This is a genomic window from Kiloniella laminariae (genome assembly GCF_027214005.1).
Lineage (GTDB): Bacteria > Pseudomonadota > Alphaproteobacteria > Kiloniellales > Kiloniellaceae > Kiloniella > Kiloniella laminariae_A.
The window spans coordinates 448,072-473,358 of sequence record NZ_JAPWGY010000003.1 but is presented as its reverse complement, the minus strand read 5'-3'; the positions used below and the strand labels follow the sequence as shown (position 1 = coordinate 473,358).

General features: G+C 52.5%; 30 protein-coding genes and 1 tRNA gene. 18 read left to right on the top strand and 13 right to left on the bottom strand.

From position 1 onward, the window contains the following. Positions 1-3 precede the first annotated feature (3 nt). From O4H49_RS11275 to O4H49_RS11265, 3 genes are all read right to left on the bottom strand, one after another. On the bottom strand, positions 4-1,659 hold the full coding sequence (locus O4H49_RS11275) for a stimulus-sensing domain-containing protein (RefSeq protein ID WP_269423524.1): 1,656 nt from the start codon (positions 1,657-1,659) through the stop codon (positions 4-6). A 45-nt stretch (positions 1,660-1,704) separates the two neighbouring features. Further along, entirely contained in the window at positions 1,705-2,205 is a 501-nt protein-coding gene (locus O4H49_RS11270) for a hypothetical protein (RefSeq protein ID WP_269423523.1), read from the bottom strand. 71 nt (positions 2,206-2,276) lie between these two features. Then, positions 2,277-2,975, bottom strand: coding sequence for a response regulator transcription factor (locus O4H49_RS11265; protein WP_020590626.1), 699 nt, complete (start codon positions 2,973-2,975; stop codon positions 2,277-2,279). Positions 2,976-3,442: 467 nt separating this feature from the next. Here O4H49_RS11265 and O4H49_RS11260 point away from each other — a divergent pair, with 467 nt between their 5' ends. Further along, positions 3,443-4,465 (top strand): NAD(P)/FAD-dependent oxidoreductase, encoded by a 1,023-nt coding sequence (locus O4H49_RS11260; protein WP_269423522.1) that lies wholly within the window; start codon positions 3,443-3,445, stop codon positions 4,463-4,465. A gap of 239 nt (positions 4,466-4,704) precedes the next feature. On the opposite strand, the gene O4H49_RS11255 is transcribed toward O4H49_RS11260, so the two are convergent. Beyond that, complete coding sequence (locus tag O4H49_RS11255; protein ID WP_269423521.1) at positions 4,705-4,932, bottom strand: cold-shock protein; 228 nt, start codon at positions 4,930-4,932, stop codon at positions 4,705-4,707. Positions 4,933-5,225: 293 nt separating this feature from the next. Here O4H49_RS11255 and O4H49_RS11250 point away from each other — a divergent pair, with 293 nt between their 5' ends. From O4H49_RS11250 to O4H49_RS11235, 4 genes are all read left to right on the top strand, one after another. Beyond that, entirely contained in the window at positions 5,226-6,014 is a 789-nt protein-coding gene (locus O4H49_RS11250; RefSeq protein ID WP_269423520.1) for a HugZ family protein, read from the top strand. Positions 6,015-6,225: 211 nt separating this feature from the next. Further along, complete coding sequence (locus tag O4H49_RS11245; protein WP_269423519.1) at positions 6,226-6,666, top strand: hypothetical protein; 441 nt, start codon at positions 6,226-6,228, stop codon at positions 6,664-6,666. Positions 6,667-6,885: 219 nt separating this feature from the next. Next, positions 6,886-7,746 (top strand): phosphodiesterase, encoded by an 861-nt coding sequence (locus tag O4H49_RS11240; RefSeq protein WP_269423518.1) that lies wholly within the window; start codon positions 6,886-6,888, stop codon positions 7,744-7,746. A 20-nt stretch (positions 7,747-7,766) separates the two neighbouring features. Next, on the top strand, positions 7,767-8,537 hold the full coding sequence (locus O4H49_RS11235) for an HAD-IIA family hydrolase (protein ID WP_269423517.1): 771 nt from the start codon (positions 7,767-7,769) through the stop codon (positions 8,535-8,537). An 81-nt stretch (positions 8,538-8,618) separates the two neighbouring features. On the opposite strand, the gene polA is transcribed toward O4H49_RS11235, so the two are convergent. The 3 genes from polA to O4H49_RS11220 form a co-directional block, all read right to left on the bottom strand. Next, positions 8,619-11,399 (bottom strand): DNA polymerase I, encoded by a 2,781-nt coding sequence (gene polA, locus O4H49_RS11230; protein ID WP_269423516.1) that lies wholly within the window; start codon positions 11,397-11,399, stop codon positions 8,619-8,621. Between the two features lie 165 nt (positions 11,400-11,564). Next, the gene (locus tag O4H49_RS11225) at positions 11,565-12,398 is read right to left on the bottom strand and encodes a DUF4344 domain-containing metallopeptidase (protein WP_269423515.1); all 834 of its coding nucleotides are present in this window, start codon (positions 12,396-12,398) and stop codon (positions 11,565-11,567) included. A gap of 215 nt (positions 12,399-12,613) precedes the next feature. After that, positions 12,614-12,793: a zinc-finger domain-containing protein gene (locus tag O4H49_RS11220; RefSeq protein WP_269423514.1), complete on the bottom strand. Its 180-nt coding sequence runs from the start codon at positions 12,791-12,793 to the stop codon at positions 12,614-12,616. 194 nt (positions 12,794-12,987) lie between these two features. Here O4H49_RS11220 and O4H49_RS11215 point away from each other — a divergent pair, with 194 nt between their 5' ends. The 4 genes from O4H49_RS11215 (at position 12,988) to msrA (ending at position 16,331) form a co-directional block, all read left to right on the top strand. Beyond that, positions 12,988-14,001, top strand: coding sequence for an ABC transporter ATP-binding protein (locus O4H49_RS11215; protein WP_269423513.1), 1,014 nt, complete (start codon positions 12,988-12,990; stop codon positions 13,999-14,001). A 119-nt stretch (positions 14,002-14,120) separates the two neighbouring features. Continuing rightward, positions 14,121-15,254: an alpha/beta hydrolase gene (locus O4H49_RS11210; RefSeq protein ID WP_269423512.1), complete on the top strand. Its 1,134-nt coding sequence runs from the start codon at positions 14,121-14,123 to the stop codon at positions 15,252-15,254. Positions 15,255-15,358: 104 nt separating this feature from the next. Next, positions 15,359-15,823 carry a peptide-methionine (R)-S-oxide reductase MsrB gene (gene msrB / locus O4H49_RS11205; RefSeq protein ID WP_269423511.1) on the top strand — a complete coding sequence of 155 codons (465 nt, stop codon included), beginning with the start codon at positions 15,359-15,361 and terminating at the stop codon, positions 15,821-15,823. A 1-nt stretch (position 15,824) separates the two neighbouring features. Continuing rightward, complete coding sequence (gene msrA / locus O4H49_RS11200; RefSeq protein WP_269423510.1) at positions 15,825-16,331, top strand: peptide-methionine (S)-S-oxide reductase MsrA; 507 nt, start codon at positions 15,825-15,827, stop codon at positions 16,329-16,331. 124 nt (positions 16,332-16,455) lie between these two features. On the opposite strand, the gene O4H49_RS11195 is transcribed toward msrA, so the two are convergent. Next, positions 16,456-17,067: a septation protein A gene (locus O4H49_RS11195; protein WP_269423509.1), complete on the bottom strand. Its 612-nt coding sequence runs from the start codon at positions 17,065-17,067 to the stop codon at positions 16,456-16,458. Between the two features lie 181 nt (positions 17,068-17,248). Further along, positions 17,249-17,383, bottom strand: coding sequence for a hypothetical protein (locus O4H49_RS11190; protein ID WP_269423508.1), 135 nt, complete (start codon positions 17,381-17,383; stop codon positions 17,249-17,251). Positions 17,384-17,457: 74 nt separating this feature from the next. Between O4H49_RS11190 and O4H49_RS11185 the strand changes: the two genes are divergently transcribed. Continuing rightward, positions 17,458-17,534: transfer RNA gene (locus O4H49_RS11185), tRNA-Arg, on the top strand. Between the two features lie 24 nt (positions 17,535-17,558). On the opposite strand, the gene O4H49_RS11180 is transcribed toward O4H49_RS11185, so the two are convergent. Continuing rightward, positions 17,559-18,473 (bottom strand): HNH endonuclease, encoded by a 915-nt coding sequence (locus O4H49_RS11180; protein ID WP_269423507.1) that lies wholly within the window; start codon positions 18,471-18,473, stop codon positions 17,559-17,561. Between the two features lie 143 nt (positions 18,474-18,616). On the opposite strand from O4H49_RS11180, the gene O4H49_RS11175 reads away from it, so the two are divergent. The 6 genes from O4H49_RS11175 (at position 18,617) to O4H49_RS11155 (ending at position 21,388) form a co-directional block, all read left to right on the top strand. Continuing rightward, positions 18,617-19,237 carry a TetR/AcrR family transcriptional regulator gene (locus tag O4H49_RS11175; RefSeq protein ID WP_269423506.1) on the top strand — a complete coding sequence of 207 codons (621 nt, stop codon included), beginning with the start codon at positions 18,617-18,619 and terminating at the stop codon, positions 19,235-19,237. Positions 19,238-19,253: 16 nt separating this feature from the next. Then, positions 19,254-19,469, top strand: a complete 216-nt coding sequence (locus O4H49_RS11170) for a VOC family protein (protein WP_269423505.1) — start codon at positions 19,254-19,256, stop codon at positions 19,467-19,469. A 12-nt stretch (positions 19,470-19,481) separates the two neighbouring features. Continuing rightward, complete coding sequence (locus tag O4H49_RS20615) at positions 19,482-19,664, top strand: hypothetical protein (RefSeq protein ID WP_331283758.1); 183 nt, start codon at positions 19,482-19,484, stop codon at positions 19,662-19,664. A 21-nt stretch (positions 19,665-19,685) separates the two neighbouring features. Continuing rightward, complete coding sequence (locus O4H49_RS11165) at positions 19,686-20,171, top strand: SRPBCC family protein (RefSeq protein WP_269423504.1); 486 nt, start codon at positions 19,686-19,688, stop codon at positions 20,169-20,171. 71 nt (positions 20,172-20,242) lie between these two features. Continuing rightward, a complete protein-coding gene (locus tag O4H49_RS11160) occupies positions 20,243-20,611 on the top strand; it encodes a DUF1428 domain-containing protein (protein WP_269423503.1) in 369 nt (122 codons plus the stop codon). Positions 20,612-20,719: 108 nt separating this feature from the next. Then, on the top strand, positions 20,720-21,388 hold the full coding sequence (locus O4H49_RS11155; RefSeq protein ID WP_269423502.1) for an adenylate/guanylate cyclase domain-containing protein: 669 nt from the start codon (positions 20,720-20,722) through the stop codon (positions 21,386-21,388). 18 nt (positions 21,389-21,406) lie between these two features. Here the strand turns inward: O4H49_RS11155 and O4H49_RS11150 are convergent, their stop codons facing one another. Further along, positions 21,407-22,003, bottom strand: coding sequence for a hypothetical protein (locus tag O4H49_RS11150; protein ID WP_269423501.1), 597 nt, complete (start codon positions 22,001-22,003; stop codon positions 21,407-21,409). Between the two features lie 4 nt (positions 22,004-22,007). On the opposite strand from O4H49_RS11150, the gene O4H49_RS11145 reads away from it, so the two are divergent. Then, a complete protein-coding gene (locus O4H49_RS11145; protein ID WP_269423500.1) occupies positions 22,008-22,403 on the top strand; it encodes a MarR family winged helix-turn-helix transcriptional regulator in 396 nt (131 codons plus the stop codon). 95 nt (positions 22,404-22,498) lie between these two features. Here O4H49_RS11145 and O4H49_RS11140 read toward each other — a convergent pair whose 3' ends face one another. Further along, a complete protein-coding gene (locus O4H49_RS11140) occupies positions 22,499-22,807 on the bottom strand; it encodes an EthD family reductase (protein ID WP_269423499.1) in 309 nt (102 codons plus the stop codon). A gap of 236 nt (positions 22,808-23,043) precedes the next feature. Between O4H49_RS11140 and O4H49_RS11135 the strand changes: the two genes are divergently transcribed. Then, positions 23,044-23,895 (top strand): ABC transporter six-transmembrane domain-containing protein, encoded by an 852-nt coding sequence (locus tag O4H49_RS11135; RefSeq protein ID WP_269423498.1) that lies wholly within the window; start codon positions 23,044-23,046, stop codon positions 23,893-23,895. Between the two features lie 89 nt (positions 23,896-23,984). Here the strand turns inward: O4H49_RS11135 and O4H49_RS11130 are convergent, their stop codons facing one another. After that, positions 23,985-25,163: a cupin domain-containing protein gene (locus O4H49_RS11130; RefSeq protein ID WP_269423497.1), complete on the bottom strand. Its 1,179-nt coding sequence runs from the start codon at positions 25,161-25,163 to the stop codon at positions 23,985-23,987. Positions 25,164-25,287 lie beyond the last annotated feature (124 nt).

Below are 25,287 nucleotides of genomic sequence, written 5' to 3'. Positions count from 1 at the left end.
ATCCTATCCCACTGGCAGGGTAATGATAAAACGGGCTCCACGGATCTTGCCACCTGCACCCTCCCGGTTTTCCGCTGTTATTGTACCATTGTGGGCTTCAATAATCTGCTTCGAGATACTCAGGCCAAGACCAGAATGGGTACCAAACTTCTCCCCTTCGGGGCGTTCGGTATAAAAACGGTCGAAAATGGCTTCCAGTTTCCCGGGAATAATCCCCGGACCCTCATCTTCTACCGTGATCATCACCTCGTTCTCTTCTCTTCTGGCAATCAGGGTGATTTTCCCGTCTGTTGGGCTAAAGGTTTGAGCATTACTCATCAGATTGCGTAAAACCTGCCCCAAGCGCCCTTCAAGTCCCGGGACACAAAGATCCGCGTCCTCATCCAGCCGCAACTCAAAGGTTGGCCCCTCTTTGCCATCCAGACCAACCCGCTGTATTTCCACCAGGGTTTCCAGCAGCTTACGCACATCGACATCTTCCATATTCGCCCGTGACAGTTCGGCATCCAGGCGCGAAGCATCCGAAATATCGCTGATCAGACGATCCAGTCTCTGCACATCATCCAGAATAATTGCCATAAGGCGCTTTTGTTGCTCCGGGTCTGAAACCCGCGCCACCGTCTCGACAGCAGACCTGAGAGACGTCAGGGGGTTTTTGATTTCATGAGCAACATCCGCAGCAAATCCCTCGATGGCATCCATGCGGGCCCAGAGCGCCTCCGTCATCGCACGAAGAGCGCCGGAAAGATCTCCGATTTCATCCCGGCGACGGGTAAAATCCGGAATCTCGTATTGCCGCCCCTTGCCATACCGGACAAAGTCAGCCGCATCTGCCAGCCGACGTAACGGACGCCCGATCGTTCCGGCCAGATAGAGTGACAACATGACAGTAACTCCCAGTGCAATTCCGCAGACAGCCAGAATATCCCGCCTTCTGGCCTGCACAGCCTCAGTCACAACCTGCGCATCTTTCGACAGCATCAGCGTTCCCAGTACCTGTCGATAGCGCTGGATCGGCACCGCCATGGACAAGACCAATCGCCCAGAGGTATCTGCCCTGACCATTCCTGCGGGCTCCCCTTTCATGGCTATCAGGACTTCCTTGTAATCCTCAGCGCTCTGTCTTTGGGATTCACGATAGAGCGGCCAGTCATCTCGGCCAGGTAACCAGGTGATGATTTTTTCATAATATTCGATGATCTTATCATCCAGACTCATGCCGCCCGGGGGGGGTAATTCGCCAATCTCCACCGGGCCACCAACGCCCGCCAGATAAAGGCTGTCCGCCAGCATCTCACCGCTTGTTGCAAAAATTCTGGCGCGCACCCCAATATCGTTCAGCATGCCCCGCATCAGACTCCTAGTCAGCTCGGGGACCAGCTTTTCGTCTCCGACCTTGCTGGCGACAACCGCCGTCGACCCCAGACTAAGCGAAAAGGCCCGTCCCTGAATCGAGAGCGCATCCAGTTCCGAGGCAATCAGGCTGAGACGATATTGTTCCAGGTGCATCAAACCGACGACCGGGATTAACAGAACAAGTGAGTTAATCAGCAGGATCTTCCGTGTCAGGGAAGATCGCCAGCCACGCTTGCGCCCCTTGCGGTGTTTCTTTACCGCCTGGGCAATCTCTACCTGCTGTTTATGGCTTTGATCTGCCACCACTGCCCCCGACCATCACACGTTCACCTTTTAAATTTATACTTTTTACAGTTCCGCCAACAACCGGGTTGTTGCCTCATCCAGGACATAGCAGTTCACAGTTCCGCCCTGTGCCTGGATTTTCCAGGCCTCGAGATAATTTCCCAGATAAATCAGTTTTTCCGCAACATAGACTGACAGGCTATCGGGATGCTCCAGCCCTGCAAGTTGCCCCCAGAGTACCTTGTCAGGGCGTTTTCCCTGCAGATCACAGGCAGTTTCAATACCGTTCTGATGTAATCCTAAACGGAGAGCTTCTTGCTGAAGACCGGACAGTGAGCGGTCAAGAAGGCCTCCCTCCTGCCCTGCATCATTAAAAAGGATAATATCATAGGCAGGCAACTCGGGCCCCCGAGCCACTGCCAATGACGAAGCCCCCACGACTGACACTCCCTGATTTTGCAAAGGCTCTCCAACTGGAGAAAACAGCCGTATCAAACCAAAAACCACCAGAGACATGGCCAGGATAAAGAGCAACTTCTCCAGAAATATCCTGTCAGATTTCACCCGTTTCTCCCACTGCAGAATGGAGCCACAAACAGTTGGCTTTGCAAGTCTGGAGATGTGACAAAAAATGCTCAGTCACGGTAGCGATAACCGACACCATACAGGGTTTCGATCTGTCCAAAATCGTCATCGCTTTCCTTGAATTTTTTACGCAACCGCTTGATGTGACTATCTATCGTGCGATCATCGACATACACCGCATCACCATAGGCCGCATCCATCAGCTGATCCCGGTTTTTGACGTGTCCCGGGCGTTGCGCCAGGGCTTTCAAAATCAGAAACTCGGTCACGGTAAGGTTGATATGTTTGCCTTTCCAGGTACAGAGATGCCGGGATGCATCAAGCATCATATGTCCGCGTTGGATCGGTTTGTCGCCTTCTTTTCCTTCGCTCGCATCCTGCTTGGCTTTTTCCCGCCGCAGCAAGGCCCGGATACGCTCTACCAGCAGGCGCTGGGAAAAGGGTTTGGTAATGTAATCATCCGCGCCCATTCGCAATCCCAGTACCTCGTCAATCTCGTCATCCTTTGAGGTGAGAAAAATCACCGGGATCGGATTGCCTTCACGGATGCGACGCAAAAGCTCCATGCCATCCATACGGGGCATCTTGATATCCAGCACAGCCAGATCGGCAGGGCTGGAAGACATGCCGCGCAAAGCTTCCGAGCCATCGGTATAGGTCCGTACCTTAAAACCTTCCGCCTCAAGTGCGATAGAGACCGATGTCAAAATATTGCGGTCGTCATCCACGAGAACAATATTGCCTTCCATGCCATTCCTCATTTTGTTGCGGGGCTGCATCCCCTCAGGGGCGCCCGGTCATATCGCTCAAGCGAATCAAATAGTAAGTATCTTGTCGTATTAAGCAATGTGGAGAGTGACTGTGGCAGTATTTTGTCCGGGAATTGTCCATGACAGGGCCAGATTTGGGGCAAACCATCCCCTGCACCCACCGCCTCTGACACAGACTGCTCCCCAGAAAACACCCGCAGTTCTCCCTTCTTCGGGTGGAAAGAATACAAACTATTTCCGATAAAAGCCTGGCATTGAAGACAAAAAGCACAATTCTGCCGCTTTTCGGCTATTGAAACACCCAGGTCCTTAATTACAATGCTCCTGCATAGACTCTTGGGGCAGAATCGAAATTGATCCGGATTTCGACCCTATTCCAGACCCAGTTCATCTGAAAGCGGCTGGCCTTCTGCCCAAGGGACAAGGAAAATAAAAGGAAAGACTGCGTGAGTGAAAAGAACCATCAGACTGATGTAACCATCATCGGTGCAGGACCAACCGGTCTTTTTGCGGTCTTCCAATGTGGTATGCTGGGCATGAGAACCCATGTTGTCGATGCCCTGGAGGCGACCGGAGGACAATGCACCGCGCTCTATCCGGAAAAGCCGATCTACGACATCCCCGGCTTTCCTTCCGTCGCTGCGGCAGAACTGATTGAACAGCTCGAACAGCAGGCCGCCCCCTTTGACCCGGTTTATCATCTTGACCAGCAGGTCACAGCGCTGGAGCGCACGGCTGACCTGGGCTGGAAAGTCACCACCAGCAAAGGCCACAGCATCACAAGCAAAGCCGTTATCCTGGCTGCTGGTGCCGGGGCTTTTGGTCCCAACCGCCCCCCTTTGGCCAATCTTGAGAGCTATGAAGGCAAATCGGTTTTCTATCTGGTCAAACGCCGTGAGGATTTCAGGGATAAATCGGTTGTCATCGCCGGAGGCGGAGACAGTGCTGTCGACTGGGCCATGTCCCTGCCGCAGGTTGCCAAAAAAGTTTATGTTGTTCACCGTCGGGACAAGTTCCGGGCCGCCCCCGAATCAGTTGCCCGCATGCGGGCGCTTGCAGACAGCGGCGAGATCGAGATGATTGTTCCCTATCAACTCCATGGCCTCACGGGGGAAAACGGTCAACTCGATGCCGTTATTGTCAAGGATCTGGAAGGCAACGAGCGGACGCTGGAAACCGATGTCCTTCTCCCCTTTTATGGCCTGGCAACTGACCTTGGACCGATTGCCGATTGGGGGTTTACGCTGGAGCGTGGGCATATTCTGGTTGATCCAACCACCTGCGAAACCCGGCAACAGGGGATCTTCGCCATTGGTGATATCGCAACCTACAAGAACAAGCTCAAGCTTATTCTCTGTGGTTTTTCCGAAGCTGCCATGGCGGCACATGCCATCCATAGTCTGGTCTTCCCGGAACAGGAACTCCATTTCCAATACTCCACCTCCAAGGGTGTGCCTGGAGAATCCTGACCTATTGCTGCACCTCTGCGAGGCTCTGCCTTCTTATCAGGAGGACGGTTGCAGCAAATCCCTGGATAAAAAATCAGATGGCAACAGGGTGATGTCAAAAATCGCTGCGTTATAACACAGCCGTTTTTATCTTCACCCTGTTCATAAATTCAGGAGTTGATGACGGAAGAAACACCGCCAAAACATGACACTCTCCCGAGATCATCCCGCAGACAGGCTATTCGTTTGCATTCGATCATTCACCGCTCCAGCAGTCTTCCCTCCGCCAGCTTCAGATTATCGGCGCTATAACGGCCTTTCCTGCTTTCCACCAGCTCATATTCGACCAGTTGTCCTTCAACCAGTCCCGGTAAGCCGGATTTTTGAATCGCGGAAAAGTGAACAAAAGCGTCCTCTCCTCCTGTGTCTGGGGTAATAAACCCGTACCCCTTCTGGCTGTTAAACCAGCGCACTACACCCTTTTGCATTACCCCCCCGTTTTTTTATATATTCGCTTTTGCATACCACAGAGTATAGTTAACAAAAATTAACCATAAATACGGTACGCAATAAATAATAAAACATCAATAATAGGTTGTTGAATTTTCGTTATTTTTGTTACAAAACCAATAGGTATATCTACGTAGTTATTCCTGTTTTCTACCTTTTCGCGTAAAATTCCAGCCACCTGCGACAGCTGGCCTCTTTACAACACTGGAAATTAAGAGAAGCCTCTGAGGAAAACATCCTGGTTTCCTGATATAAAATTAAAGAACAGCTGATGAATAACGACAAAAAACTGCGACATATTCCAGAGATGAACGAAGCGGAAAAAGCCCGGCATCTCATGCGCTGGGCAAGCAAGGCCTATCTCGCAACCGAATTGCAACCCGGCCTGAAAGCGGCAGACAGTCCTGGAGGACGGGTCGAGAGGGTCGCCGGAAATTTTCCCTACGCCTCCCTTTCCCTGGTCGCGCTTGACCATGATGCCACGCCCTATATGTTGCTCTCAGATCTGGCTGATCACAGCCAGAATTTAATTGCGAACCCCAGGGCCGGTATGCTGTTTGACGGAACCGCCGGCTATCGGGATCCGCTGGCGGGTGGGCGGGTGACACTGGTTGGGACCCTGAGAAAAGTAAACGATCCGCGCATGCTGCAGCGGTTTTTATCCCGCCATCCAGGATCAGCACTTTATGCTGGTTTCAATGACTTCAGCCTCTACCACTATGAAATTGAAGCCGCACACCTGATCGGTGGTTTTGCCAAAGCTGTCTGGGTAACACCGGACATTCTAAAACTTGATTGTGGGGAAGCAGGTGAACTGTCAAAAGCAGAGACTTCAATCGTCGAGCATATGAACACAGATCACACCGATGCACTTCTCGCCATTGCAACACAAACGCTCGGTTTACATACTGCCAAGTGGAAAATGACCGGTATTGATCCTGAAGGCTGGGACCTGCACGATGGCCGGAGCCATGCACGGTGCCAGTTTCCTGCTCCAGTCCGGAATGCGAATGAGGCAAGACAGGCTCTGGTCATTCAGGCCAAAGCAGCAAGGTCCTGAAACGATCATCCTTATCCCGTTCCCCGGAGTTACATAAGGTTATTGATATTAACTTTTTTTGCCCCGAAATTGCTTATATTGGACGGCAGAGCAGGGCATGACCCGGCTTGCCCATACCGATCCGGTAACTTTCTGCTGTCAAAAACGTTACTGGCTCTTGATCAGAATAGAAGACATATCCTTCTCAGGAACACACAGCACGGGGAATATCATGTCTACCATCAAAAAGATCCTGCCTTATCTGTTGGCAGTTTTCATTGCCTATGTTTTTTTGCGTTACCTGCCTTTCAAGTTCGCTTCGGGCAGTCACCTGTTTCAGGTTCTGGAAGACTGGAGCGGGCTTGCCTGGTTTGAACCTCACGGGCGTTATTTGACCGGTGGTGCAGAACTGCTCGCCTGTATTTTACTATTTATCCCCCGTCTGCAGTCATTAGGAGGACTGCTGTCTCTTGCTCTGATGACAGGCGCGATTTTCTTCCACGTTTTCACACCGCTGGGTATCGACCCTTATAACGATGGTGGAAAGCTTTTCACCCAGGCTGTTGGCGTCTGGTTCTCTGGTCTGATCATCATCTTCCTGCGCCGGGATGAGTATTTCCCCCTATTGAAGTCTCTACTGTCAGACCCTAAATTCAGTAAAGAAATGATGTGATCGATCTCCAAAATTAATCACAGTCTCCTTTGCAAAAGCCCGGTTTCAGCCGGGCTTTTTTCTTTCCGGGGTTCCGCAACACAGACATAACCAAAAAGATAATAAAATATATTTGTCCCGGAACGACGATTTTCCTCATCCCATGCCGCAGGAAGATAGCTGTCTGTCACATGAAACTGCTAGAGTCGCTTAGAGTACCAACGGCACCTGCCATGCGCGGTGAAACAAATTCGAAGGCTGACCATGCTTATCGCCCAGATCACAGATATACATCTCACCCCGAACGGAGTTTTTGCCCAGGGGAAAGCCAACACCGAACAGCAGTTCGCACAGGTCCTTGCCGCTATAAAACAGCTCAAGCCACAACCGGATGTGCTGCTTTTCACGGGTGATATCGCTGATAACAAGCAGCCCGTGGCTTATGAAAAATTCCGCAAGATGATCGCAGGGATCGGTATCCCCTATTATCTGATTCCCGGCAATCACGACGACAGAACAATGCTGCGCGCAGCTTTTCCCGACCATCCCGGCATGTCAGCACGACCCGGACAAGATTTCATCCAGTACGCCATTGACGAGGATTTCCCCGTCCGGTTGATCGGCCTCGACACTCACCGTCCTGATAATGACAAGGGTGATCTCTCGGCAGAAAAACTGGCCTGGCTGGAAGAGGCCCTCAGCGAACAGCCTGACAAACCAACCCTGATTTTCATGCATCACCCCCCTTTCCTGACCGGTATCGACGAAATGGACTACTATAATCTTGCCGGAACCGAAGCCTTCGCCGATGTTTTATCACGGCACAAACAGGTGGTACGGATCATCTGCGGGCATGTCCACCGCTCGATCCAGACCGTCTTTGCCGGGGTTCTCACATCCATTGCTCCGGCCTGCGCCTTTACCCAGGCGCTCGGCCTCGGCCCGGACGGGGCCCAGGGGTTTATTCTCGAAGCGCCAAAGTATGAACTTCATCTCTGGAACGACAGGGATAACTTCATTTCCCATACGGTCAATCTGGAATATAACAGTGGCGCCTTTGCCTATCCCACACATGATGCTGGTTTTATCAGCAAACAATAATCTCGTTCACAAGGAAGACCATGCAACAGATTTCCGCGCTGCTTTTTGACCTCGATGGAACCGTTTATCGCGGGAGTGACGCCATCCCGGGCGCCAGTGACTTCATCCAAAGTCTGAAAGCACGGAATATTCCCTTTCTCTTTGTCACCAACCGGGGCAATCGCCGACCGGAACAGGTGGCCCGTCAGCTCGTGGAAATGGGCATTCCCTGTACAGCGGATGATGTCCTGACCTCGGCACAGGCTGTTGCCATGCAACTGGAAAAGGGCACCCGTGCCTACTGCCTTGGCGAGGAAGGCCTGACCTCTGTTCTTGAAGAGGCTGGCATTAGGATCACCGAAGAGAATGCCCAGGCTGTTATCGTCAGCTATGACAGGGGTATGAATTATGAGAAACTCAGCAAGGCCCTCCGCCTGATTGATGGCGGAGCGCGGTTTATCGCCACCAATACCGATCGCCTGATTACTGTCGAAGACGGTATCCTGCCTGAAGCAGGCCCACTGGTTGCTGCGGTTCAGGCGGCAACGGGAAAAGAACCGGAGGTATTTGGCAAGCCGGAGCGCCCGATCATGGATGCCGCGCTTGCCCGTTTGGGTAAAGCCGCCAGCGATTGCGCCATCATTGGCGACAATCTCTTCACCGATATTCTTGCCGGCCATAAATCAGGTATGAAATCCATCCTGATTCTCACGGGTGTTGCCACACGGGCTGAAGGTGAAGCGGCGCAACACAAGCCTACCTGGATTGTAGAAAACTATCAGGAGCTGGAGCAGCTTCTTTTTGACGAATAACTTTTACAAAGCGCCCTGAAATATTCAGGCCCGCTTCTGTTGAGGTGGGCCTGAATGCTTTAAACGGGTCATTGTGGGGTTTTAGTGCGCTTCGCCCCAGCTCCGGCCCACACCTGCATCTGCCGTCAGCGGGATCGAGAGTTGCAGCACAGGGTCACAGGCTGTTTCCATTACCCTGCGCACAACTGCCGAGGTTTCTTCCACTTCGGCCTCCGGCACTTCAAAGATCAGTTCATCATGAACCTGCAACAGCATTTTGGCTTTCAGGTCCGTCTGCCCCAGCGCCGCTTCCATCCGGATCATTGCCCGCTTGATAATATCCGCTGCCGTTCCCTGAATCGGGGCGTTGATCGCCGCCCGCTCGCCAAAATTCTTGCGCATCGGGTTCTTTTCATTGATCGACGGCACATGGATATGACGGCCAAACAGGGTTTTCACATAACCATGTTTGTGGGCAAAGGCTTTGGTTTCATCCATATAGCGCTGGATCCCGGGGAAACGGGCAAAATAGGCATCGATATAGTCCTTGGCATCCTTGCGCGAAATGCCAAGGCTGGCAGCAAGGCCAAAAGCCGACTGCCCATAGATAATGCCAAAGTTGATCGCCTTGGCCTGCCGTCGCACCATGGGGTCCATGCCTTCAATCGGCACGTTGAATACCTGGTGCGCTGTAATTGCGTGAATGTCCTGCCCATCGGCAAAGGCCTGACGCAAAGCGTCTTCCCGAGCGATTTCGGCCACCAGACGCAGTTCGACCTGTGAATAGTCCACAGACAGCAACTTGTGACCCTCTTCTGCAATAAAGGCATCCCTGATCTTGCGCCCTTCTTCAGTACGCACCGGAATGTTTTGCAAGTTTGGATCAGACGAAGACAGACGCCCGGTCGAGGCCACAGCCTGGGCATAGGAGGTATGGACCCGCCCGGTCACCGGATTGATCTGCTCCTGCAAAGCATCGGTATAGGTACTCTTGAGTTTGGCCAACTGACGCCAGTCCAGCACCCGCGCAGGCAAGGCATGGCCTTCGGCAGCAAGGCCTTCAAGAATATCAGCTCCCGTGGCATAGGATCCGCTTTTGCCCTTCTTTCCTCCAGGAATTCCCATCTTTTCAAACAGCAACTCACCCAGCTGTTTCGGCGATCCGATGGTAAAACGCTCTCCGGCCATTTCATGGATTTCACTTTCCAGCGCGGCAAGGCGCTGGGCAAAATCATTGGACAGACGGTGCAGGAATGGACGATCCGCTTTAATGCCCCGCTGCTCCATCCGCGAGAGCACCTCGACCAGTGGCCGCTCGATGGTCTCATAAACGCTCACCATCTTTTCCGGTACAAGCCGGGTTTTCAGCGCGGCATGCAGCCGATAGGTAATCAGGGCATCTTCCGCGGCATAGTCCAGCGCCTTGTCCAGCGGGACCTTGTCAAAAGTAACCTGGGATTTACCGGTCCCGACAACTTCTTTGAACTTGATGGTGGAATGCCCAAGGTGCAGTTCAGCCAGCTCATCCATGCCGTGTCCATGCAGCCCGCCCTCCAGAACATAGGAAAGCAGCATGGTGTCATCGATCGGGGCAACCTCGATCCCGTTGCGAGAGAGAATGACCATATCGTATTTGATATTCTGGCCAATCTTGAGCACCGACGGATCTTCAAGCAGGGGCTTCAACAGCTCCAGTGCCCGCGCCTTTGCAATCTGTTTAGGGCGATCGGCTGATCCCCCCATCAGATCCAGCCCTCCGTCACCATCTTCAGAAACCGCAGTGTGATCAAGCGGGATATAACAGGCGCGGTTTCCGCCAGTTGAAAGACTGATCCCGACCAGATTGGCCTGCATCGCATTCAGGGACGTTGTCTCGGTATCAACCGCAACCGATCCTTTTTCTTTTGCTTCCGCAATCCAGCGGATCAGAGCAGCTTCGTCCTGCACCAGTTCATATCCCGGTGCGGCATCCGTGGCTGCGGCCTCATTGACCACCTCCATCGGGGCTTCCCCCAGACGCGATGCCAGTCTGGCCATCAGCGATTTGAAACCATTGATCTCCAGAAACGGACGCAGCTGATCCGGAATAAACTCACGGGTCGCAAATTCATTGAGCGATACTTCCACCGGAACGTCCTGTTTCAACTCGACCAGGCGACGGCTGATCCGGGCCAGCTCGGCATTTTCCAGCAACTTCTCACGGCGTTTGTTCTGTTTGATTTCTCCAGCGCGAGACAGAAGAGTTTCCAGATCACCATATTCCTGGATCAGTTGCGCAGCTGTCTTGATCCCGATTCCCGGCACCCCTGGGACGTTATCAACCGAATCTCCGGCCAGCGCCTGGACATCGACCACCCGATCAGGTCCAACCCCGAACTTTTCAAACACTTCATCAGGTCCGATGGTTTTGTTCTTCATCGGATCAAGCATGGATATCCCCGGCTGGACCAGCTGCATCAGATCCTTGTCTGATGAAACAATCGTCACCTCCATGCCAGCGGCTTTGGCCTGCATGGCATAGGTCGCGATCAGGTCATCCGCCTCATAGCCGCGCATTTCTATTGATGGCAGGTTCAGGGCTTCGGTGGCTTCGCGGATCAGGGCGAACTGGGGAACCAGATCTTCCGGCGCGTCCGGGCGCTGGGCCTTGTACTGGTCATAGATTTCCGTCCGGAACGAATCGCGCCCGGCATCAAAAATCACAGCAATGGCATCAGCTTCCATGTCATCACGCAGCTTGAGCAGCATGTTGGTGAAGCCGAAAACCGCGTTGACGGGGGTACCATCAGGACGATTCATCCGGGGAATGCCAAAGAAAGCCCGGAAAATATACCCGGAGCCATCAACGAGGTAGAGGTGTTTGTAAGGTGCGCTATCAGTCATGCGGCACAGAATGCCCAAGCCATCTGATGAAGTCGAGAAAGAAGAGAGAAAACACTCCCTTTGCCGTCAAATTATTCTGCCAAGGAGGGGTTTCTTCTTTTTTATACTCAGGCAGAGCAGCAATGATCACAGTGATTTCACGCCATTAGGTCACTTGCAGGCTTTTCACTTCGCCAACTGAAGCTCTTCATAGACATGGCTATATTCGGCAACCTGCTCGTCGCAGAGAATAATTTCCAGCGTTTGTGGATCCCAGAAAGCATTCGCTTCACCACAGGATTTCAGCCTCAGGGTTATCTTGGTGGGCAGGTTGAAAGAATTTTCGATAAAACCTTCAAACTCATCCAGGATGCCGTGCACATGCAGCCATGCCCGATAGCCCTGATACTGAGGATCGGGCGCCTCTTCGATCACCGTGAGCTTGTCAACCGCAAGAAGATCACCCAGCAGATAGGGTTCAAGCAGATTCTCCCAGCCTCCAATGGTCTGTTCATAGGTCTGCTGACAGCTGGAAGTTATCCGGTCTTCCACAGCAAAATCCCTGGGCAGGTCGATGTAGACCTCGGGGTCCGAGCCATAAACCAGACAAAGATGCTGGAGTAACCGCTGGGAATCCAGAGAATGCTCTCCCGGCTGATCAGCGGGATCAGCTTCTTCATCCTCACTCATAACCAGCCAGTAAAGCGCCGTGGCAAAAAGATAGTTATCGAGCTTGGTTTCGCGAACTTCGCTCATCTCCCCCTGCTTCAGCTCTTCTGTCAGGGCCAGTACAGAAAAAGCATCTGCGGCATCCTCCTCAGACCCAGGAATCGGCAGATCAAAGATCGAAATCAGGGCATGCCCGGCTTCATGGTAAAGTGTCAGGAGCACGTTGCCCGCAATAAACTCCTGTTCACTCAGAGACTCTTTTGGCTCTGCCGCCTCTGGCCTGTCTCCCCACAGGATCAGGAGTGTAAAAGACAAAACAGCACCGATAACTGTCTCTTTGAAACAACGCATTCTTTCGCTCACACAAGCTGTTAAGCCCATGACCCCATAATTTCTTACACCGATCCTATATGTCAGATCGTTCGTCTTTAGCCCTTTAACGCTGGCTACATAAACAAAAAGCCCTGCAGCAAACGGCGCAGGGCTTCTGATTACAGCTCAGGCGCTTCACACAAACACGTCACAAGCCTTTGTGCCAACACCCTAAAACCCCCTGCAGAACTCTCCTAGTGACCGGCATCCCCGCTTGCACCTTCTTTCAGCACAAAGTGCTTGCTGCAATAGGGACAGGTAATCTCGTTCTTGCCTTCCATGTTGAGGTAGACAAGCGGATGACCCTCGCCACCCTTCCCGCCATCACAGGCGACAACTTTGGTTTCAACAACGATGCTATCATTCACGGCCATGATTTTTTCCTGACTTTGCTGCTGCCGACGCTCCCCGAGAAGCGCTGGTTTACAGCTTTATTGATGTGACAGTCTTTATTAACAGACGAATAGTCACTATGTAATAAACCTGAATTTCTTTTACCGCCCGACCCGAAAAGTTTCCAGCCCCTTTTTCAACCGAAACTCCCTATAGTAAAGTAAGCGACGACGTAATGCCCGACGATCACACCCTTACCCATCAGATTACACCCGAAGCGACACAAAAGGATACCGCAGGAATGCCAACCTATGCTGTAGAACTGGAAGGTCTGAACAAGGTATACAAAGCCGCAGGAAATGCCGGTGAAAAGCGGGCGCTGAGCGATATCAATCTCAAGATTCCCCGGGGAAGCATCTTTGGTCTGCTCGGTCCCAACGGCGCAGGCAAGTCGACCATGATCAATATTCTGGCCGGGCTGGTAAACAAGACCAGCGGCAGCGCCCGGATCTGGGGCCACGACATCGAAAAAGAAATGCGCCCGGCACGCATGGCTATTGGTGTGGTGCCACAGGAACTCAACTTCGATCCCTTCTTTACCCCCCTGGAATTGCTGGAACTGCAAGCGGGTCTCTACGGTGTGCCGAAAAGCGAGCGCCGCAGCGAAGAGATTCTCAAGGTTATGGGCCTCTCGGACAAAGCCAAGACCTATACCCGCAGCCTTTCTGGTGGCATGAAGCGTCGACTTATGGTCGGCAAGGCCATGGTCCACAGTCCTCCTGTGCTGGTGCTGGATGAGCCCACCGCCGGGGTTGATATTGAACTGCGTCAACAGCTCTGGGCCTATGTGCGCGAGCTGAACAAACGCGGCACCACCATCCTGCTGACCACCCACTATCTGGAAGAAGCCGAAGAACTCTGTGACCAGATCGCGATCATCAATCATGGCCAGGTCATTGCCTGCGATACCACGAAAGCCCTCCTTGCCCGGATCGAAAGCAAGACCCTCTCGCTTTCACTTGGCGAAGATCTCAAGGAGATTCCGGAAAACCTGAAAGCCTTTCATGTTGATCTGGTTAATCCCCGGCAACTGACCTTTACCTACAAAGCCCAGGACGGGCAGATCTCGGACATCCTTAACGCGGCGACCACTGCCAGTCTGGTCATCGAGGACGTCACAACAGACCAGGGCGATCTCGAAGATATCTTCCTCCAGTTGACCCGCGGGGCGCACGCGAACGAAAGCTAGATCACGAGCAAAGCCAAGACCAGACCTTACCTCTCGCCGCACTCCCGTCGGTCTCGTACTTGCTTTGCCTGCAACGACAAGCAATACTGAAACAGATTATGGGTAAAGGTCTGTTATCAATGCTGTTTTCTCGATCAGTCGCACTCCGGTTTGTCATTCTCCTGCTGATTCTCGGAGGGCTTGGTGCCTGCGCTCCACGGCTTGCCCCACCGGGATCTCTGAGCAATGCCGCCGCCCTTACCCCCGACAGCCTGATCACGGAAGACGGGCTGCCATTGCCGCTGCGCAGCTGGCTTCCCGGTGATGTTAAATCCCGGGGAGAAACAACTGATCATTCCTCTACCGAAACAAACCGTGTCCCGCTGATATCTCCTGCCTCGACCCTGCCCCCAAAACCGAAGGCCATCATCCTCGCGCTCCACGGTTTTAATGATTACTCCAACGCCTTCGACGGGCCGGGGACATATTGGGCAAAAGCAGGCATCGCGACCTATGCTTACGACCAGCGCGGTTTTGGGGCAGCGCCACATCGCGGGCTCTGGGGTGGACATGACCGCATGATCGCGGATCTGCGCAACGCCATCGCCCGACTGCACGACAAACACCCCGACACTCCGCTGTTTCTGGTTGGAGAGAGCATGGGCGGCGCTGTGATCATGGCCGCCTTACAGGAAAACCCTCCGCTTGATGTCGATGGCATAGTCCTTTCGGCACCTGCTGTCTGGGCCCGACAGACCATGCCCTGGTACCAGCGTGCCTCTCTCTGGCTGGTTGCCCATACCACCCCCTGGGCCAGCTTTACCGGCAGCGGCCTGAAGATCCAGGCCTCGGATAATATCCCGATGCTGATCGGTCTGGGCAAAGACCCCCTCGTGATCAAGTCAACCCGCATCGACGCGGTCTATGGCCTGACAGACCTGATGGATGCTGCTTATGAAGCTCCGGGCAACCTCACCCTGCCAGCTTTGTTGCTCTATGGCGAAAAAGACGAGGTGGTGCCCTGGAAACCCACCCGCGATGTCTGGCAAAGCCTGCCCAACGGTATCGGGAAGGAACAGCGTGCCGCCCTCTATGAAGAAGGCTGGCACATGCTTTTACGTGACCTGCAGGCCGAAACCGTGCTCAATGACATTGCCCACTGGATAATCAATCCCACAGCACCGCTACCGTCTGCCGCTGATGCCAATGCCCGGCAGGCTTTGATTAATAATACCGAACAGCTTCAGACAGGCGAAATTCCGAAAGCAGAATAGGGACTGACAACAAGCCCCCTCTTTGTTCACAGAGATTTGACACCGCTGGCTCTTGGTCTTTGCCAATCCTGCCCCATATCCTGTTTTCAGATAGCGCTAAGGAGATGGAGAATCTCGTGACCCAGAAAACCTATACCAAAACCAAGGAAGCAATCGCGAAGCTCACCCCGGAACAGTACCGGGTCACACAGGAAAGCGGAACCGAGCGCCCCTATACTGGCGAATACTATAAAAATAACGAAGCCGGAATTTACGTCGATATTGTCTCCGGCGAACCCCTCTTTGCCTCTTCAGACAAGTTCGACAGCTTCTGCGGCTGGCCCAGCTTTACCAAACCGATCGTCAAAGCCAATGTGGCCGAACTGCGCGACAGTACCCACGGCATGGAAAGAACCGAAGTTCGCTCAAAACACGGCGACAGCCATCTCGGCCATGTCTTCACTGATGGCCCACAGGACCGTGGCGGGCTGCGCTACTGTATCAACTCGGCTTCGCTGAGGTTCATTGCAAAAGACCAGATGGAAGCAGAAGGTTACGGAGATTATCTCGATCAGCTGGAGGATAGATAACATGACAGAACGCGCTGTACTTGCCGGAGGATGCTTCTGGGGCATGCAGGATCTGATCCGGAAGCTCCCCGGGGTGAAACAAACCCGGGTTGGTTATACCGGGGGTGATGTAAAAAACGCCACCTATCGCAATCACGGCACCCATGCCGAAGGCATCGAGATCCTGTTTGATCCGGCAAAGACGTCTTTCCGGCAGTTGCTGGAATTCTTCTTTCAGATTCATGATCCGACCACCCCGAATCGTCAGGGTAATGACCGTGGCCCTTCCTACCGCTCGGCAATCTACTACACCAGTGATCAACAGCAGCAGGTCGCACTTGATACCATCGCGGATGTCAACGCCAGCGGTCTCTGGCCCGGCAAGGTCGTGACCGAGGTCGAGCCTGTCAGTGACTTCTGGGAAGCTGAAACGGAACACCAGGATTATCTGGAACGCGTCCCCAACGGCTACACCTGCCACTTCCCGCGGCCACAGTGGACGTTACCGAAACGCGCTGTGGCGGAATAACCACAGGCAGCCGTTGAATTAAACCATCGCTTGAAGTCAAAAAACCCAAAGGGCCTGTCTATAAAGACAGGCCCTTTGGGTTTAATCCGCATAACAGGCAATCGCCTTTATTCGCCCGCAGCCCCTATTCGTCGGGATCGGGCAGGTGATAGCGCCGGATCACCGGGTACTGGCTGAAGATAAAGGCCACCATCAGGACCATCGAGCCGAAAATCTTGAAATTCACCCAGAAACTTTCCGACTGGGTGCGCCAGACAATCTCGTTCAGTACCGCCATGGCAATAAAATATAGACCAAAACGGAAGGTCAGGATGTGCCAGCCTTCATCGGTCATGTTCCAGGATTTCTGCATCAGGGGCTTGATCAACGGACGTTTGAAAATAAACAGCCCACCCAACAGCACAATGGCAAAGATCGCCTGCACGATGGTCGGTTTCATCTTGTAGAAACTTTCATCGTCAAAATAGACCGTCAGGCCTCCAAAAATCATCACAATGATGGCGGTGAACAGCGGTACCTTGGGGATTTTTTTATCGTAATACAGCGAAAAGCCGATACCGATTGCCGTCGTCACCATCAAGCCGGCCGTCGCGGCGATAAAAGCTTTGGTCCCAACCAGAGCTTCGATCGGGTAAGCGTCCATAAACCGGTCAAAGCCATAGTAAATCGCGAAAAAAACAGCGATAGGACCATATTCAATCGCGGGACCCATCCAACCGGGTTTCTGACGTGACATACTTTACTCCCTCTGTGCCCGCAAATCGGGCGAAGAACTGACTTCCCGAAGCTGGCACGACCGATATCATGCCAACTTGCTGAAGAACCTGAAGCACAGAAAGCCACAAAGCCGCCGGACAAGACAAGAAAAAATCCACCCCTGTCTTGATCGTGGACAGCAGATGAAGACCCAGAACACACTACAGGGGCCAGCAGCCGACAATACCGCCAGCATCAACAGCGACAAACCCCGACAGCGATCCCTGAAATGAGCCAGAGAACAATGCCAGACAATTCGGAAGGAAATCCCGGCACAGAATCAAGCCCACAGCCATTTTGCCTCTTTACCTCCTCCGATGCTTGCAGTAATGTCCGCCCCATCGGCTTGACATCCCAAGGGATATCACAGGCACCCGTAGCTCAGCTGGATAGAGTGCTGCCCTCCGAAGGCAGAGGTCACAGGTTCGAATCCTGTCGGGTGCGCCAAACTACCCCAAATCATTATCACAATCAGGCTTTAAAACATTTTTCTCTGTGCCAGCCCAAGTATTTAGGGTGAGGACGCAGCGCTGGATTTTCAGGGACGTTCGCTTTACCGCTCGTATTAATCAGTCGGTGAATTTGTGTTGGATCATTCACTTGGCGGGAAACTAATATATCCAAATCATCGCTCAAAGAGATCAAGCCACGGTCAAACATCCAGTGAACTGTGCCGGATAAAGCAATTCCATTTCTAACCGTATCTGGGCCATTCGCGGCAACGGGTTTTATATGTGCAGCCTCGACTTCTGCCCTGCCGCCCCCATTAATCAACTGCAACCCAGTGATTGCACAACGGCGATCATAAGCGTCTAAAACATGCCGCCGGAACACCCGATCCCTTGGAATACGTGAGATCGTTTGCTCAACCCGGGAACGCTCATCGTCAAAGGTAAACTCTGAAGCTTCATCTGAGAGCCCGGGTGGGAGATTTGATTCTTGTTGGTATTCATTTGCACGCGGTAGAAAGGCTGTTTCCTCTGGAAAACCCTCTAGGACGATATCGTTGAAATCCCGATCTGAAATTGGGCGGATGGCCCATTGAATCAACCCGCCATTTAAAGCTCCATCAGGCTTCTTCAGGTCAGATTCTCGAAAACCATCTTCCGTTCGAAAAGGGACAAATTTTTCAAAAGAAAGAAATGTACCCGGTGCAATATGGGCAACGAACATATCTTCCTTCTGCTGGTCTGGCTCGATCCGGTCTATTTTTGCAATCGCCGTATACCCTAAGCGTCCACCACCCCCACGAGGTTCATAGTAAACAATCCAATCTTTTTCAAACTTCTGAGCACGCTTCAAATAACGCTTCGGAAATTGGTACTGCTCTTCTGGAAAATCATCATAGATCGAATCAGCACGATGAACGAACACACCCTTTGCCATCAATAACCTCAGCCTTAATCCATCACACAACACACCCATAGCACGAATAATTCAAACATTCTTCCCGAATCATCAACCCATCACTACTCAAGGATAATTATTCATCCTTGACAACATACCAACTGGTCGGTACTTAATTTGTTATGAGCAACACAACCCGATCAAAACCGAATAAACCGGATGCCCGTGCAAAGTTACTGGATGCTGCTTTCAGTTTGATCCGGGCCAAAGGTTACTGCGCGACCAGTGTCGATGACCTTTGCCGCGAGGCCGGGGTAACCAAGGGCGCGTTTTTCCATCACTTCAAAAGCAAGGAAGAGCTCGGGGTTGCCGCGGCAAACCACTGGTCTGAAATGACAGGGATATTTTTTGCCACTGCCCCCTACCACGACCATCAGGACCCGCTGGAACGGGTGCTCGGCTATCTCGATTTTCGCCGGGCTATCCTTCAGGGCGAGGTCAGGGAATTCACCTGTCTGGTTGGCACCATGGTCCAGGAGACCTACGACACAGCCCCGGCAATCCGTGCGGCCTGTGAAGCCTCCATCAGCGGCCACGCCGCCAAAATCGAGGCCGATATTGCCGAGGCTCTCGCCCGCGCCGGGATGAAGCCGGACTGGAGTGCCAAAAGCCTGGCCCTGCACAGCCAGGCGGTTCTGCAAGGCGCCTTTATTCTGGCCAAGGCCAATGGCGGCGCTGAAATCGCCGGGGAAAGTATCGACCACCTGAAACGTTATATCTGTCTGTTATTCAACCGTTCCTGAAACTTGAGAGCCGATCATGAGCAGAAAACTCTTTATCAATCTTCCCGTTGCCAATCTCGAACACTCCAAAATATTTTTTGAGAAACTGGGGTTTTCCTTTAACCCGGGTTTTTCAGATGATACCGCGCTTTGCATGGCTATCAGCGAGCACAATTACGCCATGTTGCTCACCCATGAAAAGTTCCAGGGCTTCACCCCCCGCAAGATTGCAGACGCACACACATCCAGCTAAGCCCTCGTTGCCTTGTCGCTCAATAGCCGGGCAGAGGTCGACCAGATGGTGGACACCGCCCTGGACCAGGGTGGCAGCGTGGTGCGCGATACACAGGATCTCGGCTTTATGTACGGGCGGGCCTTTGCCGATCCCGACGGCCATATCTGGGAGCCTTTCTGGTTTGACACGACACAGATGCCCGCCAACGCCTAGTCGGCCCAAAGGAACAAGCCCATGAGCACTTCCCCAGATTATACCCTTAGCATCACCCGGGTCATTAACGGACCGCGAGAGACTGTCTGGCGGTGCTGGACAGAGACAAAGCTGATCAAACAATGGTTCTGCCCCAAACCCTGGACAGTACCGGAAGCCGATCTGGATGCAAGGCCCGGTGGCCGGATGAATCTGGTCATGGCTGGCCCGAATGGCGAACGGATCGATACCATCGGCAGCTTCCTTGAGGTCATCCCGCAAGAACGCCTCATCTTCAGTGACTCCTATAGCGAAGGCTTCATGCCCCGAGCCGAGTCATTCATGACTGGCGTTGTCGAGCTTTCAGACGAAGGATCAACAGGCACGCGCATGGTCTGGAGCGCCCGCCACAGTTCGGAAGATGCCAGACAAAAGCACCTGGAAATGGGATTTGAACAAGGCTGGAATGCCGCTGCCGATCAATTGAATGAACTCGCGCAGTCCCTGATCGCGAATAAAGAAATCTAAAAACCAGATATTACAGTTTTGTTTTCACTGCCAGATTAGAAAATTCCCCTTCACTCTGAAAGGATAAAACAATGTCTCAAACCAGTGGATCTTATGTAGATGGTTTCGTTGCCGCGGTTCCGACCGCCAACAAACAGAAGTATATTGATTTTGCCAAAACCGCGGCCCGGATTTTTAAAAAATACGGGGCATTACAGCTTGTTGAATGCTGGGGTGATGATGTTCCCGAAGGCAAGATCACCTCTTTCCCCATGGCGGTACAGTGCCAGGAAGATGAAACCGTTATCTTTTCCTGGATTATCTGGCCAGACAGCAAAACCCGCAATGCTGGCATGGCAAAGGTCATGAGTGACCCGGAAATGAACATGGATAGCAATTCCATGCCCTTTGATGGAAAACGCGTCATCTATGGCGGCTTTGACATGATCGTAAACGAATAGATCAAATTTGCTTTATCACAGCAATTTTCCTTGTGAAGCCCGATCTCTTCCTCTCTATTGCCGCGTGCAAAGAAAAGCGATGATTCGCGTTGATTGGGTGGAAGAGTAATGGCTGTCGACAAGGAACTGTACGAGTTTCATTTTGGCTCGTTAAACGGTTGGGAAACATTTGATGAAAAGCTCGATCAGCCGATTGACGACTGCTGCGTCATGGCGATGGATTTTTGCTCTTACAGCGCTTTTGTCCGCGAAACCAGCGACATCGCCCTGGCACACAAGATGCTCAGTGCCTTTTGTGATGGCGCGCGCGATATCCTGATTGAAAGCGGTGCACTGGTTGATCGGGTACAGGGCGATGGTCTGCTCGCGGTCTGGGGTGTGCATCACAAGGTCAATGCACCCAAAATCCTGCAGGTTGCCGCCCGTATTCATACTCTGGCCCAGAACACCGCCAGTGTCTGGCAGGACAGTATCGACCGGGTGATCGAAACCCAGGGCGCGCGCATCGGTTTGTCCTATGGTCCGGTGACCCTGCTGTCCCTGCCCACCGCCTATCCCGGGTTCAGCCTGCTGAGCGAAATCGTCAATCTCGCCGCCCGTCTGGAAGCCCGTGCCGACCCCGGCACGGTTTTCATGACCAACCGCTTTGAAAACCTGCTCCCCACCGAAATTCAGAAAAGCTGTGAAAATCTATCCGATGAGGATGGTCTACCGGGCCTGAAGCTGAAAAACGTTGGTCGTGTCCAGGCCTTCCGTTGGACACCTCCTTCTGACTAAACACTCCGGTTATGAATCTTACAGTGGTTTTTCAGCTTGTTTCCGGCGTTTCAGACGTCCCGTCATCACCAGACCATCGCGAATATTCAAGCTCATCATGCCGATATTGAGCGCCCCGAAAATCAGCTCCAGACCCTGCACGGTATAAAACCCCGCATCAAATTCTCCTGCCGCTGATTTGGACGCCAGATAAAAAGCCGCAGGTAATAAAATCAAAAGCCCGTTTGCGGCAATCAAAGGCATACGCTTTTCCTTGGCCACCGCAGGGGCATCACGCCGTTTGCGCCCCATCGACATGCCTGAGCCACCGACAATCACCATTGCCGGAATCAAAACAAACATCCCCTGCAGAATGCCGCCCTTAACCGTGGCAATTGTTTGATCGCTGCCAAACAACTCACTTACAACCGTCATTCCCCAAAAACCCAGAATTGTTAAAAAAGCAACGGCCCCCGCAAAGGCATGAATATTTCTTTTCATCTTTGACTCCTGAACGCAGATTTCTATCAAACCAATATTGAATAGCATGCTATATAATATTGCATAGCAAGCTATGCAAGTCCATAAATGCAGCATGACATTCGACAAAGAAAAATCGGCAGGCTTCCTGGTCAATCATATGGCTCGCCTCTTCGCAAAAGGGTTGCAGGAAAAAATCGCGCCCCTCGGGATCGTTACAGGCCAGTTTCCTGTGTTACTCGAACTTTGGGAAGAGGATGGTATTACACAAAAGGAGCTGCTGGCAAAACTCGACATCGAGCAGGCCACCCTTGCCAATACACTCACGCGCATGGAGCGTGACCTGCTGATTAAAAGAACCCGGCACCCGTCAGATGCCCGCGCACAACAGATCTGGCTGACAGAAAAAGCCCGGCTGGTCCGCGATCAGGCCTACGAAGCCGCACGGCAGCAGAATGCCGCTGCATTGGTGAACTTGTCAGAAGAAGAGCGCGCCCGGTTCCTCTCTACAATACAAAAAATTATCGGAACCTTACGCCAGAACAATGCTTCGTAACGGATGCAGACTGGTCGCTGTTTAAGCTCGGCCTTTCAGCGCCTCTGGATTTGAGCGACTGTATATAAGGATGATCAAACTGCCAAGGCGCGCCATCAGGATTTTATGATATGCTCGTCAACAAACAGACGGGTGCGCGATGCCACATTATCAAGCGAATCCCGGGCAACGGCCTTGCCGATATCCGATGCATAGGCCGCATCGAAATCTGCTTTACTTTCAAACCACAGCTCTGACACACCATCATAATCACTTGCCGGATCTTTCTGTGCCAGATTGAACACGGCACGTTTTAAACCGGGAAGCTGTTCTGCCAGGGGGCGGTGTCCCTGTAACCACCATTGGGCAAACTCTTCGTGTGTCGCGTCTTCCCTGCGCTTGAGCAGGATCATTGCCTTGAACATCTCTGTATCCTTCCCGATCGGGGTTTGGCCCCTGTCCGGAATCAAAAAAACTCTTTTCTGCGGTTATATCAACCCAAAAGAAATCAGATAAGGGCAGCAAGCCCAGACACAGGCCAACAAACAATACTTGAAACATAACGTTCCAGTTCCATATTATTCGATTACATATGAACGAACGTTCGTTTATTTAATAAAATACAGTTTATTAAAATGGTTGCCGGACAGGAACAAATCAGATGCTGGAAAACAGAACACTGACAATTGCCTCGTTACTCACTGCATTTTTCCGTCCCGTCCTTTTGACATGGTTGCTGACGCTTTGCGAAACCGGGCTCGTCGCGATCGTCCCCCTGTTTATCGGATTTGCCATCGACGGGCTTTTAAAAGACAGCATGGATGCATATCAGCACCTGGGTATTGTCCTTGCACTCCTTATGATCATTGCCGTACTCCGCCGAATTTATGACACCCGTGTTTACGGGGCAATTCGTGTGGAAGTTGGGAAAACCCAGATTTTCCGCTCAGACAAGGTACCGGTTTCAACCCTGAATGCACGGTTGGGGATGGCGCGGGAACTGGTTGATTTTCTGGAACAGGAAATACCCACGATAATGAATTCTTTCGTCCAGATCGCCGTCTCACTTATCGTCCTGTATGTGTTTAACCCGGTTCTTTGTAATGCCGCTCTTATAGCAACTGCCCTGGTCATAACCCTCTATGCCTTTTGTCATCGCAGGTTTTATCGATTGAATGCTGACCACAATCAGCAGTCCGAACAACAGGTCAATATACTGGAACAAAAGTCGAAACATGCCGTCCTGGAGCACCTCGACAAGTTACGGAGGATCGAAATCAGTCTGTCTGACACAGAAGCCTGTCTCTATGGCCTGATATTTGCCGTATTTTTCGGCTTTATTGCTTTTAATCTCTGGGTTGCTGCAACGGGTATGGAAACAACTGTTGGAACGATATTCTCAATCATCAACTATTCATGGGAATTCGTCGAAGCAGCTCTGGTTATACCAATGGCTCTACAAAACTGGTCACGGATTTCCGAAATCATCCAACGTATAAACAAGCAGGATTAAACCCTAAAGCCGGGCAAATATTTTCTGCCCGGACGAGAAAGCTGACGGCATAAGAGCCCAGCGGCTTCATTGGAAGCCAAGTGCCCCCATCAGGCGAATTCCAGCGCCTGATGGTTATACAGCTCCAGCAGGAATTCCAGATAGGCCGGATGTTCAAAAAGGTCTGGATAGCTCTTCGAATTGACCAGCTCTTCTTTCATAAACATCTGCACCAGCGGGAACAGCTTTTCATCCAGCGAGAAGCTCTGGCTGTCAAACCCCAGAGCGAAACCGCCTTCGGCTGCCGCTGTGATGGCAAACTTGACATATTCCGGCTTGATCAGACTGGCTCCGTCTTTCAGCTCCCCTTCGAATTCATCGTCATAGAGCATTTCCTCGCGCTCGCTATAGTCCCCGAAATCCTCATGCGACGAAGCGGTGAAAAACTCGACCAGCCACTGGGTGAAATCTTCAGAAGCCAATGGCGCGGCAAAGCTTTGGCGCAGGCTGTCAACAGCGGAACGATCCAGCATAAAGCCAGCACTACCCTCGTCCAGCCCGGCACCGACATAGCGCTGGTCCAGATCCTCGAACTCGGCAAGGTACTGTGCGTAGCCGGAAAAGAGTTCCGAGAGTTTTGGCCCGAGGAACCCGACAGAATAGGTCAGTGCGCTTTCCAGCGTTGTGCCTTCATGGGCAAAACGCGGCGGCACATAGATCACATCCCCGGAGGTCACCTCAACGTCGTCCCCAATAAACTCTTCGCTCAGGACTTTCAGCGGGATATCTTCGATATAGTGTTCTTGTTCGATGGCTTCACGGCCAATTTTCCAGCGCCGCTTGCCTTCCCCCTGCACCAGAAAGACGTGGTAGCTGTCAATGTGCCCGCCAACCGAACCACCGGGCGCCGAGAAGCTGACCATAATGTCATCCATCAGCCAGCGCGGGGCAAAACTGAACGCGCGTAAAAGCACGGACGTTTCCGGATGGAACTGCTCCACATGCTGGACCAGCAGGCTCCAGTTTTTTTCTCCAGCTTTGGTGAAGTCTTTCTCGGCAAAGGGGCCAAAATCACAGGACCAGTTCTGTTTTGCCCCCGCGGTGCGGACCATGCGCGACTGTGGGGCTTCTTCCATGGCAAGACCGGCCAGCTCTTCCCCGGAAATCAGCTCGCCCATCACATCGGCGGCTATGGCACCCCGCACAACAAAAGGGCGACGGTTCCAGTAGGACCGATAAAATTCGGTCGCAGTCGGCAGCTGGTCAAGAACAACAAGGTGATCTGTCATAAGTTTGATTCCGGCAGTGGCCCGGATTACCGGGCTGATAGGTGTAATCTCTTCCCGCTTATGACATCGATTGCCCCGCGATAAAAGCCCCGTCAAATTCCACATCAAAAGGATCTGGAACGCA

What these genes read in the sequence shown, in the direction of transcription:
- O4H49_RS11190 (WP_269423508.1), bottom strand. Translation starts at nt 17,383, where the DNA reads ATGGCTGTGGGCTTGATTCTGTGCCGGGATTTCCTTCCGAATTGTCTG.
- O4H49_RS11250 (WP_269423520.1), top strand. Translation starts at nt 5,226, where the DNA reads ATGAATAACGACAAAAAACTGCGACATATTCCAGAGATGAACGAAGCG.
- O4H49_RS11220 (WP_269423514.1), bottom strand. Translation starts at nt 12,793, where the DNA reads ATGGCCGTGAATGATAGCATCGTTGTTGAAACCAAAGTTGTCGCCTGT.
- O4H49_RS11165 (WP_269423504.1), top strand. Translation starts at nt 19,686, where the DNA reads ATGAGCACTTCCCCAGATTATACCCTTAGCATCACCCGGGTCATTAAC.
- msrA (WP_269423510.1), top strand. Translation starts at nt 15,825, where the DNA reads ATGACAGAACGCGCTGTACTTGCCGGAGGATGCTTCTGGGGCATGCAG.
- O4H49_RS11210 (WP_269423512.1), top strand. Translation starts at nt 14,121, where the DNA reads ATGCTGTTTTCTCGATCAGTCGCACTCCGGTTTGTCATTCTCCTGCTG.
- O4H49_RS11180 (WP_269423507.1), bottom strand. Translation starts at nt 18,473, where the DNA reads ATGGCAAAGGGTGTGTTCGTTCATCGTGCTGATTCGATCTATGATGAT.
- O4H49_RS11145 (WP_269423500.1), top strand. Translation starts at nt 22,008, where the DNA reads ATGGCTCGCCTCTTCGCAAAAGGGTTGCAGGAAAAAATCGCGCCCCTC.
- O4H49_RS11265 (WP_020590626.1), bottom strand. Translation starts at nt 2,975, where the DNA reads ATGGAAGGCAATATTGTTCTCGTGGATGACGACCGCAATATTTTGACA.
- O4H49_RS11235 (WP_269423517.1), top strand. Translation starts at nt 7,767, where the DNA reads ATGCAACAGATTTCCGCGCTGCTTTTTGACCTCGATGGAACCGTTTAT.
- msrB (WP_269423511.1), top strand. Translation starts at nt 15,359, where the DNA reads ATGGAGAATCTCGTGACCCAGAAAACCTATACCAAAACCAAGGAAGCA.
- O4H49_RS11140 (WP_269423499.1), bottom strand. Translation starts at nt 22,807, where the DNA reads ATGTTCAAGGCAATGATCCTGCTCAAGCGCAGGGAAGACGCGACACAC.
- O4H49_RS11195 (WP_269423509.1), bottom strand. Translation starts at nt 17,067, where the DNA reads ATGTCACGTCAGAAACCCGGTTGGATGGGTCCCGCGATTGAATATGGT.
- polA (WP_269423516.1), bottom strand. Translation starts at nt 11,399, where the DNA reads ATGACTGATAGCGCACCTTACAAACACCTCTACCTCGTTGATGGCTCC.
- O4H49_RS11255 (WP_269423521.1), bottom strand. Translation starts at nt 4,932, where the DNA reads ATGCAAAAGGGTGTAGTGCGCTGGTTTAACAGCCAGAAGGGGTACGGG.
- O4H49_RS11160 (WP_269423503.1), top strand. Translation starts at nt 20,243, where the DNA reads ATGTCTCAAACCAGTGGATCTTATGTAGATGGTTTCGTTGCCGCGGTT.
- O4H49_RS11225 (WP_269423515.1), bottom strand. Translation starts at nt 12,398, where the DNA reads ATGCGTTGTTTCAAAGAGACAGTTATCGGTGCTGTTTTGTCTTTTACA.
- O4H49_RS11135 (WP_269423498.1), top strand. Translation starts at nt 23,044, where the DNA reads ATGCTGGAAAACAGAACACTGACAATTGCCTCGTTACTCACTGCATTT.
- O4H49_RS11155 (WP_269423502.1), top strand. Translation starts at nt 20,720, where the DNA reads ATGGCTGTCGACAAGGAACTGTACGAGTTTCATTTTGGCTCGTTAAAC.
- O4H49_RS11215 (WP_269423513.1), top strand. Translation starts at nt 12,988, where the DNA reads ATGCCCGACGATCACACCCTTACCCATCAGATTACACCCGAAGCGACA.
- O4H49_RS11245 (WP_269423519.1), top strand. Translation starts at nt 6,226, where the DNA reads ATGTCTACCATCAAAAAGATCCTGCCTTATCTGTTGGCAGTTTTCATT.
- O4H49_RS11175 (WP_269423506.1), top strand. Translation starts at nt 18,617, where the DNA reads ATGAGCAACACAACCCGATCAAAACCGAATAAACCGGATGCCCGTGCA.
- O4H49_RS11170 (WP_269423505.1), top strand. Translation starts at nt 19,254, where the DNA reads ATGAGCAGAAAACTCTTTATCAATCTTCCCGTTGCCAATCTCGAACAC.
- O4H49_RS11130 (WP_269423497.1), bottom strand. Translation starts at nt 25,163, where the DNA reads ATGACAGATCACCTTGTTGTTCTTGACCAGCTGCCGACTGCGACCGAA.